General features: G+C 48.7%; 15 protein-coding genes. 12 read left to right on the top strand and 3 right to left on the bottom strand.

Annotated elements, in window-relative coordinates; genetic code table 11:
* Nucleotides 1-78 precede the first annotated feature (78 nt).
* Nucleotides 79-684, bottom strand: coding sequence for a hypothetical protein (locus tag A1332_RS10810; RefSeq protein ID WP_064008502.1), 606 nt, complete (start codon nucleotides 682-684; stop codon nucleotides 79-81).
* Between the two features lie 42 nt (nucleotides 685-726).
* Nucleotides 727-1,053, bottom strand: coding sequence for an EthD family reductase (locus A1332_RS10805; RefSeq protein ID WP_064008501.1), 327 nt, complete (start codon nucleotides 1,051-1,053; stop codon nucleotides 727-729).
* 118 nt (nucleotides 1,054-1,171) lie between these two features.
* Between A1332_RS10805 and A1332_RS10800 the strand changes: the two genes are divergently transcribed.
* Complete coding sequence (locus A1332_RS10800; RefSeq protein WP_064008500.1) at nucleotides 1,172-2,047, top strand: LysR family transcriptional regulator; 876 nt, start codon at nucleotides 1,172-1,174, stop codon at nucleotides 2,045-2,047.
* Nucleotides 2,048-2,237: 190 nt separating this feature from the next.
* Here the strand turns inward: A1332_RS10800 and A1332_RS10795 are convergent, their stop codons facing one another.
* Nucleotides 2,238-2,531, bottom strand: coding sequence for a hypothetical protein (locus A1332_RS10795; RefSeq protein ID WP_064008499.1), 294 nt, complete (start codon nucleotides 2,529-2,531; stop codon nucleotides 2,238-2,240).
* Nucleotides 2,532-3,235: 704 nt separating this feature from the next.
* On the opposite strand from A1332_RS10795, the gene A1332_RS10785 reads away from it, so the two are divergent.
* The 11 genes from A1332_RS10785 to A1332_RS25970 all read left to right on the top strand — a co-directional run bounded on the left by A1332_RS10785 (nucleotide 3,236) and on the right by A1332_RS25970 (nucleotide 12,321).
* Nucleotides 3,236-3,739, top strand: a complete 504-nt coding sequence (locus A1332_RS10785; RefSeq protein ID WP_064008497.1) for a sigma-70 family RNA polymerase sigma factor — start codon at nucleotides 3,236-3,238, stop codon at nucleotides 3,737-3,739.
* Between the two features lie 6 nt (nucleotides 3,740-3,745).
* Nucleotides 3,746-4,720, top strand: a complete 975-nt coding sequence (locus A1332_RS10780) for a FecR domain-containing protein (RefSeq protein WP_064008496.1) — start codon at nucleotides 3,746-3,748, stop codon at nucleotides 4,718-4,720.
* A gap of 154 nt (nucleotides 4,721-4,874) precedes the next feature.
* Nucleotides 4,875-5,153: a type II toxin-antitoxin system RelE/ParE family toxin gene (locus A1332_RS10775; protein ID WP_064008495.1), complete on the top strand. Its 279-nt coding sequence runs from the start codon at nucleotides 4,875-4,877 to the stop codon at nucleotides 5,151-5,153.
* Nucleotides 5,154-5,165: 12 nt separating this feature from the next.
* The gene (locus A1332_RS10770) at nucleotides 5,166-5,468 is read left to right on the top strand and encodes a HigA family addiction module antitoxin (RefSeq protein WP_064008494.1); all 303 of its coding nucleotides are present in this window, start codon (nucleotides 5,166-5,168) and stop codon (nucleotides 5,466-5,468) included.
* Between the two features lie 273 nt (nucleotides 5,469-5,741).
* On the top strand, nucleotides 5,742-8,207 hold the full coding sequence (locus A1332_RS10765; RefSeq protein WP_082879639.1) for a TonB-dependent siderophore receptor: 2,466 nt from the start codon (nucleotides 5,742-5,744) through the stop codon (nucleotides 8,205-8,207).
* A 13-nt stretch (nucleotides 8,208-8,220) separates the two neighbouring features.
* Nucleotides 8,221-9,462 (top strand): PepSY-associated TM helix domain-containing protein, encoded by a 1,242-nt coding sequence (locus tag A1332_RS10760; protein ID WP_231890268.1) that lies wholly within the window; start codon nucleotides 8,221-8,223, stop codon nucleotides 9,460-9,462.
* A 275-nt stretch (nucleotides 9,463-9,737) separates the two neighbouring features.
* Nucleotides 9,738-10,040: a hypothetical protein gene (locus A1332_RS10755; protein WP_064008491.1), complete on the top strand. Its 303-nt coding sequence runs from the start codon at nucleotides 9,738-9,740 to the stop codon at nucleotides 10,038-10,040.
* Nucleotides 10,037-10,843, top strand: coding sequence for an energy transducer TonB (locus tag A1332_RS10750; RefSeq protein ID WP_157203994.1), 807 nt, complete (start codon nucleotides 10,037-10,039; stop codon nucleotides 10,841-10,843). Before A1332_RS10755 ends, A1332_RS10750 begins: the two co-directional genes overlap by 4 nt.
* 148 nt (nucleotides 10,844-10,991) lie before the next feature.
* On the top strand, nucleotides 10,992-11,690 hold the full coding sequence (locus tag A1332_RS10745; RefSeq protein WP_064008489.1) for a MotA/TolQ/ExbB proton channel family protein: 699 nt from the start codon (nucleotides 10,992-10,994) through the stop codon (nucleotides 11,688-11,690).
* A gap of 2 nt (nucleotides 11,691-11,692) precedes the next feature.
* Nucleotides 11,693-12,103 (top strand): ExbD/TolR family protein, encoded by a 411-nt coding sequence (locus A1332_RS10740; protein WP_064008488.1) that lies wholly within the window; start codon nucleotides 11,693-11,695, stop codon nucleotides 12,101-12,103.
* A gap of 8 nt (nucleotides 12,104-12,111) precedes the next feature.
* On the top strand, nucleotides 12,112-12,321 hold the full coding sequence (locus tag A1332_RS25970; protein WP_064008487.1) for a hypothetical protein: 210 nt from the start codon (nucleotides 12,112-12,114) through the stop codon (nucleotides 12,319-12,321).
* Nucleotides 12,322-12,323: the final 2 nt, after the last annotated feature.

Raw genomic sequence — 12,323 nt, 5'->3', positions numbered from 1 at the left:
TTTAAGTCACGGATTCAGGTGAGTCATATTCATAGTCATATTCCCCCTAAGTTCGTTTGACTCGTCTGTACCATTCGATCATGCCTCAGATGAGTGATTGGACGCGTCCTTATTCGCTAACTTCAGTAATATATAAGCCAGCAACAACAAGCTCCCGATCATCACAATTTGCAGCATATAGCTTTTTCCCGGAACCGATTCCAGGCCAACAGAGAACGGAATATGAGTATCAAGACGCTTATCCTTGTCGACAATAGCGATGTGAGCCAAATAATTACCAGCACCATACTGACTAAAATCGACCAAACTATCGAAAGTGCCGTTTTTAACTTTTTTCGGCTGCTGATAAAAAACCCTTTGCCCTTCAGGTTCTTTGGTGATTTCGAATTCCACGCTGAGATTGCGCAGACTTTTACCTTCGTAGTCGAACACCAAATTAGTTGGGCCGATTTCGGGAATGATGCTGCAATATTCCCGATCCCCTGACAGAGTCGGGGTATAGGCCGTGAAATGGACTCGTTCAAAACCAACCCTCGTAACGCAAGCATCGGCCTCGTCAGGCGCACCGCGATGCGCTTGGACAATAGTCGGCATTAATCCGACCAAAAAGACAACAGGCAGCAGACTCAGCCACCTAATGCGTTTATAAGCCACCTTTTTTAGTGTGTTGATAGAGTTAGACATTGATTTGCTCCCTCTGTGATTATGTTAAATCCGATGGTCGGTTTAGAAATCAAAGGTTTCCACCTCGGAGATCAGAAACAACGGCTCACCACCGCTAGAAATCTCAACGGCATGCTGAGCTGTTTCTTGACCGCCTGGTGAATTCAGACAAGCCTTTAATTCAGCGAGTGATGGAAAATAAACTTCGGCAATCCGATGAAACTGCGCTGCAGATTTATCTGTATTGGAAAGAATCAATGAGGCGACAAATCGTGTTTTGCCGACCAGCTTTTCGACAGCCATCGGCACATGCTCATCAGCATAACGACGTTCAAAAGTTTTTAAATCTGTTGGCGTAGGGTACATTACGATTAATTTTGCAGTTTTCATAGGAATATTGAATATTTATGTGATTGGGTGTTTATATTAAATAATGAGTTAGGTCAATTGTAAAATACCATTTTTCTATGGAATAATAGGTTTTACCTATTCAAAAAGGAGGCAAGCAGTGGAAATGCAACAAATACGCTATTTTCTGGCCGTCTGCGATAAAGGTTCGTTTACTCGCGCTGCACAAGCAACCTATGTGGCCCAACCCTCCCTGACGCAAGCAATTAAGAAATTGGAAGATGAACTTGGCGGTGAGCTATTTAGCCGAGACCGCGGCGGATGTCGATTGACGGCTTTAGGACGTTTGATCGAGCCTTCTATTCGCGACATAGTGCGCAAGACGCAAGCTGTCAAAGCTGAGGCTGTGCGTTTCAGCCGCTTAAATACTGTGCCACTTCGCATCGGAGTGATGACGACAATTGCCGCACACCATTTAAGTCCATTCTTCGCTGACTTTCAGCAAGAACGACCACATGTAGAACTAGAATTAGTCGTCGACAGTGAATGCAATCTATTGAATCAACTTGATGAAGATGGCCTGGATTTAGTTATCAGCGCACCAACATCCTTACCGGCAGGGCATTACCAATCTTTAAAGCTGTACGAAGAACGCTATGTCGTCGTCTTCAACGACAAACACCGTTTCAATCAACTGCAACAAATTGATTTAGCGACCATACAAACCGAGCCTTACCTGGATCGCCTGAACTGTGAGTTACGGGAAACACTTAGGAGTATTTGTCAGGGTCGACAGGTCGATCTATATGCTGCCTATAGAAGTAATAGCGAAGAGTGGATACTGAGTATGGTACGCGCCGGAATCGGTGTTGCGCTAATGCCGGAATTCACCATCACCAAAAATGCAGATAAGATTCGAGTTCGTTATCTGTCAGATCCGGAAATTCGTCGCACAATCTGCGCTATATTCCCACCCACGGCGGCCGCAAAACCCGAAGTGGCAGAAGTATTGAAAAGTCTGCGGATAGGTTTTTAAAAAATCACAAGTTAGACAAAACTAAATCAAAAGTCCGATTATGGCGTTTAAAGGGGTTAGGGGTTAGGGCTTACAGCCTCAATCAGGATAACTATTCTCAAACTCGTCGTTCCTTACCAAAATCATCCCCAGCTTAAAAACTTATAATTTATCGAATTAATTTGTGTATTGCATAAAACACAATTCTTTATTAAGGGTACAAAGTCGGTGTCAGGTTTTGTGAAGATAACAGATATTCAATTTCCATAATTTTTGGGGTAATCAGTGGCGGGAAAGTGGCCAATTGTGTGAGGTCACTAACGGCTGCTTTGTAGCCTTCCAGTTCGCAGAATCTGGATTTGGCTGACGGGCCGGTTTGGAGAAACGCGACCGTCAAGTTTGGGTCGCCTGGCGACTGTCCGCTCTTCAGATTCATCGCCCGAAAGCTGTCATGGAATTCCGATACCTGAAAGCGGCCGTTCGTCACTGAGTTAAACCGACCCATAAGCGACACTCGGGTATATAAAATTCAAAAGTATTTTCTGCGCTGGTTTGAGAAAAGCAGACGTTCAATTCAACGAATAGGATTAACAATTTACCTATCTTGGATAAGTCTTAGAGCACTTTGCTACCGAATTCCTATACGCTTGTATTCAAAACTATCTAACGACAACCGAGCCGAAACTTTTATTTCTATGCCGTCAAAAGCAGTTCCGATATTCAAGGCCACGGCGGCCAAGCCCGCGTCGTGAACAATGCCAACAGCGGAGCCGTTAAACACCTTCTCTACATTAATTTTGTAAGTAAGCGCCTTATCCACCCGGATAACGGCGCTTTTTTATGCCTCGCGGTTACGTGTTTTCACGTACTTTTCATCGCCAAAATAAGTCATATGACACAGTGTTCCCTAGGATTTCTTGGTGGGCGCTTAGTACATTGTTGAAATATCAGCTTGGCTAGAATTTATTATCAATACCTAACTACATGTAAATATTATATTTCAACAATAAACAGCACTACAGAACGCAGCCCGCACCAGACTCATGGAATAGTTTTTGCTTAACTAGAAGGTTTTTTGGTAAAAAACAACCTCACTTGAGGAAGATAAATTCAGCAATCTTAAGGATGAAGCGAGGCAACCAAAACTATGATCAACAGTCTGCATGTTGCTTTGAAAGTGCATCTTTCAATCATGGTTAGGAGTTATTAATGGCGACGGAATTGCTGACTAATGAAACGTTGTCCCAGCTTTATCGCGAGCATCACTCCTGGCTGCTAGGTTGGCTGGACAAGCGAGTGCAATGTCGCTTGCAAGCCGAAGATCATGCGCACGATGCTTTTGTGCGGGTGATGTCATCGGGTCGCACACCGGATTTGAACGAACCCAGGCCCTATCTCGCCACCATCGCGAAAAATTTACTGATAAATCACTGGCGCCGCGCCTCGATAGAACAAGTGTATCTGGAACGCCTTTCGGCGATTCCTGAAGCCACTTCGTTGTCAATGGAAGAAAATGCCATTATTCTGGAAACCATACAAGAAATTGATGAATTACTTAATCGCTTACCAGAAAAGGCACGTAAAGCATTTTTTATGTCCCAGATTGATGGACTTACCTACATTGAAATCGCCGAAAAACTCGGCGTCAGTGATCGCATGATCAGAAAGTACATGGTACAGGCCATGCTGCTATGCCTGAGCGTGGAGTTTTAACAGTACATGTCGTCCGACAATCGACAAAAGATCCATCCCCGCGTCGTGGCGGAGGCCGCTGAATGGTTTATGGTTCTGAGCTCCGGCAACGTTCGCCCTGACGAAACCGCACAGTGGCAAGCCTGGTTAGCATCGCACCCGGATCATCAAATGGCTTGGTCCAGAGTTGAGTTTTATACCGACAAATTTAAATCACTCCCGCCACAAGCCGCCTTCGCCGCAACCGAAGCGTTAAATGCCCCCAATCTCAATCGAAGACGCATGCTGATGAGCATGGCCCTATTGGGTGTTGCAGGATTGTCAGGCTGGCAGATTTCTCGAGGTCGCTACTGGCAAGAATGGTCGGCCGATCAACATACAGCGCTCGGCGAAAGTAAAACCATAACCCTAACCGACGGCTCCACCGTCGTTCTGGATAGCGGCAGTGCTATTAACGCCGATTTCTCGGTTAATTTACGCAGGCTGCAGCTGGTTAAAGGCGAAATTTACATCGAAACAGCACCTGATAAAATTGGCTGGAAACGGCCGTTTGTCGTCGATACCTTGGAAGGCACAGTTCAGGCCCTTGGAACGCGCTTCAGTGTTAGCCAACACGAAAACCGGACACAGGTTGCGGTGTTTCAAGATGCCGTTGAAATTCAGCCAGCCGACCCAACTTTTGCCAAACAAACCCTGCACGCCGGCCAACAAGTTCAATTTGCATCAAACCACATTGAGCCGATCCACCGACACAGCCAGAATAAACCGGCCTGGACCGAAGGCTTTATCGTCGCCGATGATTTGCCGCTCAGCGAGTTTTTGCTGCAACTAAGCCGTTACCGACCAGGCTACATCACCTGCGCTCCCGAGATTGCCGATTTACGGATCATCGGCTCCTACCCGCTGAAAGACACCGATAAAGTTCTGGCTTTTCTCGAGGCTAACCTGCCCGTCAAACTCTCACACCCGCTACCTTTTTGGGTTAAAGTCCTGCCGCGCTAATCACGCCAGCATCAGCCCATAGGCTATCGTGTCGGTTACCGCTCATAAGGAGGATCTCAAGCCCCGGTAGAAATATTGTCGCTCACAGTAAGGCAGTGTCAATAAGCCAATTATTCGATTGACGTATTACGTGACAAGTAATACTATTTTCCGCATGATTAAATCATTTCGCTGTAAAGACACTCAAGCCTTGTTCGAGGGACAATCGCCTAACCGTTTTCGCGCGTTTCAATCTGTCGCCGAACGTAAATTAGTGCAATTACATGCCGCGTCTACATTGGCGTTTTTGCGAAGTCCGCCCGGTAATCGGCTTGAAGCCTTGACGGGTGACAGAGCAGGTCAGTACAGCATTCGCATCAACGATCAATGGCGCGTTTGTTTTCGCTGGCTGGATGGCGATGTCTCAGACGTTGAAATTGTTGATTACCATTAAGGAGAACTTCACATGATAGAAAACCAAATGCGTCCTATCCACCCTGGCGAAATTCTGCGCGAAGATTTTTTAATACCCTTGGGTTTGAGCGTCAATGCACTTGCCAATGCCCTGCGTGTACCTTCAACACGCTTGCATGAAATTGTTAAGGAACGCCGCGCGATTAGCCCCGATACCGCATTACGTTTGGCCCGGTATTTCGGCGGCGATGCGCAATCCTGGTTGAACTTGCAGACAGCGTATGATTTGCGGTTGGCGCAACAAAACACCCAGGAAACCATAGAGCGTGAGATTTTTCCGCACGTCGCTGCTTGACTACCCTTGCTTATACGCGACCCATTGAATGGTCTGCCGATCAAGAAGTCCGATTTGCCTCGAACCACATTCAACTGACAAACAGCCATCTCCAGACAAATAGGGCTTGTTGTGCTTCGCACTAAATAATTGCCAATCTTTTATATCCATCAGCAAAAGCCCGGGCCATTTTTCCTTAAAAAATAATATCAAACAAAACAATCGGTTAAAAAAAATTATTAATTTTTCTTCATTTTGCAGTTCCGGTTTTTTCCTCCTCGTTTGTATTAGCTAATGAAAACACCACAAAAGGAGAAAAAACCGATGTCAACCACACACCACCGCTGCAACACGGGCTCTCATTCATCCCGATTGAGCCAAGCTATACAGGGAATTTTATTGGCTTCAGCGCTGACCGCTTCAGTCGCAGCCCATGGAGAAGAAACTACCAACAGGAAAAGCTACCACATCACCGGCGGTTCCTTGGGGCAAGCACTTAGCCAGTTTGCGCGTGATGCCGGCATCCTGTTTACCGGGGAGTCCACATTGACCGACGGCAAAACCAGTAAGGGATTGGATGGCGAATACACCATCGAAGAGGGTTTTAGAAAACTTCTTGCGGGCAGCGGTTTGACGTATACCATCACGGACGACAACGCGGTAGCGATCAAGGTTGCAGAACCGGGAAGCGATGCTGCATCGACATTGCCAGCGGTGAAGGTTCTGGGGAAAGCGGTTTATGATTCGACTGATCCTTACAATACTGATTACAACCGCACCAACGCCACCACTGCTACTAAGACTGATACTCCGATAATGGACACACCTTTTTCCGTGCAGGTACTACCGGAAGCGATCTTAAAAGATCAGCAAAACGTCCAATTTCAAGAAGCATTACGAAACATCAGTGGTGCATATACGCAAAATTCTGAAGGTAATGTTGGAGGCGCAATTACTTTCCTTCGAGGGTTTGAGGTAGGTACTTACTACCGAAATGGCTTTCCGATCCCTGCGAACATGAATCCAGCACGACGAGAAACCGCAAATTTGGCACGTATAGAAGTACTCAAAGGACCAGGTTCATTGCTATACGGGCGGGTCGATCCTGGGGGAGTTATTAATGCGGTTACCAAACAGCCTTTGGACATACCCTACTATTCCCTGCAACAACAATTTGGTTCTTATGATCTCTACCGCACTACGGCGGATGCTACCGGGCCAGTAACAAAGGATGGCAATCTGCTCTATCGAATGAATCTCGCCTACGAAAACTCTGGTTCATTTGTGCGATTCGGCCATGATGAGCATTTGTTCCTAGCGCCACAACTGCGTTGGAATATTAGTGACAAAACCCAACTTACTCTTTATGCGGAATACATGAATGACGAATCAGTGCCGAAATCTGGGTTAGGCGTTCCAGCATTAGTTGGGAGTAATCGTCCTGCCCCGGTATCTCGTGACTTTACAAAACTTGATCCTTGGAATCGAGTAAAGACCGAGTCTGGTCTAGCGGGATTGGATCTTACTCACAGTTTTAACAATGATTGGAAAATAGACTTTCACTTTTCCAGTTTTGTGAACACTGAGACACGACTAATCAACTATGGTGGTTTCGTCAACGCTGCTAATAATCTCATCCGTTTCAACTCAAACTCTGGTGACGACATAACCTCCTATTGGACGGCATTGAATCTCACGGGGCACTTTGATACTTGGGGCTTACGCCACACTCTTCTGGCTGGAACCGATTATTACAATACTGCCACAAAATCCCATACAAATACCGCGTCTAATACGCCCCTTAATATTTTTAACCCGGTGTTCAATCTCACGGAAATTATCCATGATCCTAAAAACGACATTCTTACCGATGCGAGTACAGCGTGGAATGGTGTGTACTTTCAGGATCAGGTCGAGTTGCCTTATCATCTTCACCTGCTTGCCGGAGGACGTTACGACAATGCTCGCCTTAGCCAAAACAGTAGTTTTGGCAGTAAGGATTTTAATCATGGAACCGTTAAGCCACGCGCTGGTTTGTTGTGGCGTCCAATGACTGAATTGTCGTTCTACGGCAGCTACACTGAAAACTTCGGTACCGTTGGGGGCGACGCCACACTGGTTAACCCGGATGGCTCCCAACGCAGCCCTGAACAAGCCCAGCAGTGGGAGGCGGGCATCAAAACAGAATTATTTAACAAACGTTTAACTGGCAGCTTAGCATATTATGAACTGACCAAGCAGAATATTGCTACCCCGTCCCCAAATGCTGCGCTTGCCGCTCTGGGCTATCAAGTATCGATCGGTGAGGCACAAAGTCGCGGCGTAGAAATTGATTTAACTGGTCAGGTGTTGCCAGGATGGGACGTCATCGCATCATACGCCTACACAGACACAGCAATTCTCAAGGATAACAGCGGCAACATTGGTCACTTACTGCCTAATATTCCTCGACACGGCGGTAGCCTCTGGAACACTTATCGTTTCGAGGAGGGGCCTTTGAGAGGATTCAAGTTCGGTGCCGGCACCTACATCCGTAGCCAACGCCAGGGCGATGTCGCTAATACCATTCAGTTGCCGGGCTATGCCACAGTTAACTTGATGGCTGGCTACGAATGGAATGTGGGGAAATCCAAAATTAGCACACAGTTTAATGTGGAGAATCTACTGGACAAGACCTATTTCCAAAATAGCGCTGGACGTGCTGCGAGCACTTTTGGAAGCCCACTGGCCTTCATGGGGTCATTCCGAATAGAGTATTGATGGGATGATAGCCGTGACACGTCAACTATGGGTACTCCTGCACCGCTATGTGGGTCTTGTCTTGACAGCGTTTCTGATCGTGGTAGGGTTGACAGGGAGCCTCTTGGCCTTCTTGCCGGAGTTGAATCACATTTTTACTCCGCAATTGTTTCCACCAGTTCAATCAGGGACTCCGTTAAAAGCCGCTGTCTTGGCCGAACGGGCTCAAGCTTTAGTTCCAAACGCATTGATCAATGGAGTTAATCTGGGTACGCCGGGAACGGCAATCATAAACGTAATTCCTGGCATTGATCCTTCTAGCGGTAAACTCGATTCTTTGGTGTTTAATCAGCTATTTCTAAATCCCGTTACCGGTAATGAACTGGGTCATCGCATGGTCGGTGGACTCCCTGACGGTCTCGATAACTTAATGCCCTTCATCTACGAATTGCACGATGCCTTGGCGCTCGGTGAAACGGGAGCCTGGATACTGGGCATCGTGGCCGTAATCTGGACTATTGACTGCTTCGTCAGCCTTTATCTCACATTACCCATAAGACGACGGAAAGCACTCTTGCCTGCGGCGTTTCTTCCGTTTGCTCGGGGACGTAGCAAACCTTGGTGGCAGCGTTGGCGACCAGCTTGGGTGGTGCGCTGGAAAGCAAGCAGCTATAAGCTCAACTTCGACCTACATCGCGCCGGGGGCTTATGGCTTTGGGCAGCATTGTTGGTTTTCGCCTGGTCGAGCGTGGGTTTCAATATGAAGAGTGTTTATGTGCCAGTGACCCAATGGCTATTTGACTACCCAAATCCGCAGTCAATCTGGGGAATGCCAACGTTGGACAAACCATTGCAGCATCCTGCAATAGGCTGGCAAAAGGCACAAGAAATCGCAGAGCGTCTGCTGACTGAACAGGCACAGCTACATGGCTTCACCGTCGAACAACCAGTTGCGTTGTACCTAAATCGTGCGCTTGGTTTTTATGTTTATTGGGTACGGAGCAGTTTGGATATTCAGGACAAGGGCGGCGGCACCGTCATTGCTATTGATGCCAACACTGGTGAATTCAAGGGTTTGCATCTACCAACTGGCCAATATTCTGGCAAAACGGTATCGCAATGGTTGTTCATGCTGCACATGGCTAATGTATTTGGCTTGCCCTACCGAATTTTTGTGTGTGTTCTGGGCTTGGCAATTGTGATGCTGTCGGTGACAGGTATTATTATTTGGCTTAGAAAACGAAATGTCCGGCGAATCTTGCAGCCGCTGGGATGAAGGGCCGTTGGGGTGAGGTAACGAACCCCAACATTGATGGCATTTAAATCATCGGTAACTTTGATGTTTCGTTGTCGATGGCTTGCGGGATGGTTTTGCGGTTGTCGCGTTGGGGTTCCTATCGTCTCGGCAATTGCTCCCGGCATTGCCCTACCTCCTGCGTCCATGCAGTCGACCCCAACCTACGCTCTGACTACCCGTCATAATTTCCTGGACGGAGTCAATTAACTCGCTGCTTCATAATAATTACTAAGAACATGGAAGGAGGCGCTGGTATGCGCAAAACCACTAAAAAGGCACCATCCGTGGTACCTGCTGAAAAAGCTGCCGAAGTATTTCCGGCGGTGCGTTATTTCCAGATTCATTTTGAGTTTCTGCAAGAGCAGATCCAGTTGATCTTGCGTAACCAGGAAGTGTTGCAACAGCAAATGCAGCAACTGGAAAGCCAGCTGTTGCTATCGGCTCAAGGTCTTCGTCTGAATGGCAAAGCCTTAAGTCCGATTGAGCGCCTAACCGCCCATCGTAACGCCACACAAGACACGGACACACCCAACCTTAATTTGACGGGGGGGCGGTGAAGTTGGCTGTGTGGCATTCGATCACGCAAACGGCAGGTCTGTCGGTTACCCAGCGTTCGTTTATCCAAACGTCGCAGGGCTTACCGGACCCGCATCAGTTTTTGGTGTCGGCCCCGATTCCCAACAACCGCTATCGGCGTTCCTTGGCTGTGACGTCAGCCGTGCTGATTGCGGCGTTGCTGCACGGTTGCCTGCTGTTCTGGTATGTCAGCCGTCCGGCACCACTGCCGTTTTCGGCGGCAGCACCGTTGCCGATGATTGCGATGGAGTTGTCGTCACCGCCGTCGCCGGTGGTCAATCAACCGATTGCGCCGCCGCAACCACCGACACCCATAACTCCGCCCAAGCTGGATAAGCCCAAGGTCAAACCCAGGCCGAAGCCAAAACCGTCGGAACGACTGGTCAAGCAGGTTGAGGAGCGTAAAACCGTGGAACCGGAACCGCTTGCACCGGCGATGCCCGCTGCGGCTGTCCCACAAACCCTGAACCACAACGCCTTGGCGGCACCGCGTAACGACACCTATATGCCGGCGGATAGCAATGCTGCGTATCTGAACAACCCTAAACCTGAATACCCCATGACCGCACGGCAGCGGCATTGGCAAGGCACGGTGTTGCTGCGGGTGTATGTCGGGGCGGATGGCAAAGCCCTGCAAGTCAACATTCAGCGTTCCAGCAATCACGACACGCTGGATGAGTCTGCATTGGAGGCGGTGAAGCAATGGCGCTTTGTACCGGCCAAGCGTGGCGAGTCGCCGGAACCCTGCTGGGTAACCGTGCCGATTACCTTTGAACTGGATTGAACACCTCCCCCAAGAGGGTTTGCAGCCCGACCCACCTGGGCCGGACAACACGGACGTTGATAGACCTGGATTATGGATGATCCAGGGGCCGCAAGGATGGGTGACTAAGCCAAGATTTTTAAAAACATAAAACAATAACGAGAACTTTATGGACCACATATTTAGCTTTTCCGAAACCGCCATCGTCGACGGCACTCTGTGTATGCTGGGCTGTTTTTCACTGGTCACCTGGAGCGTGATTTTGCTTAAGGCCGGTGAAATCGCTTGGCACCGTTACCGTAACCATAAGCTGCTGCAACGTTTAAGTGGCGCCGTATCCCTGGAAACCCTCGATGCGATCGACAACCACCCGGAAAACCCTTTGGCAGTCCAAGCCGGACGGGTGCTAAGCGTTGGCCGGCTAACCTATGCCCGCGCCCAAAGCCTGCCGCATGACCGACAAACCCAGCACGCCGCCTGGCACGAACTCATCGAACGCGCCTTGCGTCAGCAACTGCAAAAAGAAAAAGCCTTGCTGGACTCGGGTCTGGGCTGGTTAGCCAGCATTGGCAGCACCTCGCCGTTTATCGGTTTGTTCGGTACGGTCTGGGGAATCATGCACGCCTTGAAAGACATCGGTGCGCAAGGGGCCGCCAGTCTGGAAGTGGTGGCAGGTCCAATAGGCGAAGCCTTGATCGCCACGGCTTTGGGCATTGCCGTCGCCATCCCTGCGGTGATTGCCTACAACTTTTTTCTGCGCCAGAACCGCCAAGTGCTGGCCACGCTGGAACACATCGCCACCGACTTCTTACGCAGTTGTATCGAAAACGACTTAAGCCAACCCGCACCACAACCTCAGGAGGCCTAATCATGGCAATGCAATTTCCCAGCGAAGACGAAGGCGGCGAAATGAGTGAAATCAACGTCACGCCCTTGGTGGATGTGATGTTGGTGCTGTTGGTGGTGTTTATCGTCACCGCGCCGCAACTGACGCAAGTGGTCAAGGTCAAACTACCGAAAACCGAACAAACCGAGCTAACGCCTGACAAACACGTCGCCATCCTGGCAGTCACCGCCAGCGGTGAAGCCTTGCTTGACGACAAGGCCGTGCCATTAACCAGCCTTGAAGCCGAACTGAAAACCCTGCAAGAGCGCGACCCTGACATAAGCGTGCAATTACAAGCCGACAAAGCGGCGGTGTTCGAATCTGTGGCTAAGGTGATGGCCAGTGCTCAACGGTCGGGCGTCGGCAAGTTGTCGTTTGTGACGGTGGAGCAGTAGACGCAACTATGCAAAATGCCAATAGAAAGTCCATTTCAATTCCATGGAACAAAGGAAAATTGGTTGGCCAGAAACTTCCGTTGAAATTGAAAGAAATATGGGAAATACGGATTAAATTGCAATTGGCTGGCGATCAAAGAGGGTTAGCGTTATTCAATTTAGCGATTGATAGTAAATTGAGAGGATGCGACTTGGTTAAATTAAACCTGAATCCGTGACT

The organism is Methylomonas methanica (genome assembly GCF_001644035.1).
Lineage (GTDB): Bacteria > Pseudomonadota > Gammaproteobacteria > Methylococcales > Methylomonadaceae > Methylomonas > Methylomonas methanica_A.
This window is presented reverse-complemented; position numbering and strand designations above follow the sequence as displayed.

Bases quoted from the DNA above. Each gene is read 5' to 3' on its own strand.
- A1332_RS10765 (WP_082879639.1), top strand. From the start codon at position 5,742: ATGAAAACACCACAAAAGGAGAAAAAACCGATGTCAACCACACACCAC.
- A1332_RS10745 (WP_064008489.1), top strand. From the start codon at position 10,992: ATGGACCACATATTTAGCTTTTCCGAAACCGCCATCGTCGACGGCACT.
- A1332_RS10785 (WP_064008497.1), top strand. From the start codon at position 3,236: ATGGCGACGGAATTGCTGACTAATGAAACGTTGTCCCAGCTTTATCGC.
- A1332_RS10795 (WP_064008499.1), bottom strand. From the start codon at position 2,531: ATGGGTCGGTTTAACTCAGTGACGAACGGCCGCTTTCAGGTATCGGAA.
- A1332_RS10780 (WP_064008496.1), top strand. From the start codon at position 3,746: ATGTCGTCCGACAATCGACAAAAGATCCATCCCCGCGTCGTGGCGGAG.
- A1332_RS10770 (WP_064008494.1), top strand. From the start codon at position 5,166: ATGATAGAAAACCAAATGCGTCCTATCCACCCTGGCGAAATTCTGCGC.
- A1332_RS10740 (WP_064008488.1), top strand. From the start codon at position 11,693: ATGGCAATGCAATTTCCCAGCGAAGACGAAGGCGGCGAAATGAGTGAA.
- A1332_RS25970 (WP_064008487.1), top strand. From the start codon at position 12,112: ATGCAAAATGCCAATAGAAAGTCCATTTCAATTCCATGGAACAAAGGA.
- A1332_RS10755 (WP_064008491.1), top strand. From the start codon at position 9,738: ATGCGCAAAACCACTAAAAAGGCACCATCCGTGGTACCTGCTGAAAAA.
- A1332_RS10775 (WP_064008495.1), top strand. From the start codon at position 4,875: ATGATTAAATCATTTCGCTGTAAAGACACTCAAGCCTTGTTCGAGGGA.
- A1332_RS10805 (WP_064008501.1), bottom strand. From the start codon at position 1,053: ATGAAAACTGCAAAATTAATCGTAATGTACCCTACGCCAACAGATTTA.
- A1332_RS10810 (WP_064008502.1), bottom strand. From the start codon at position 684: ATGTCTAACTCTATCAACACACTAAAAAAGGTGGCTTATAAACGCATT.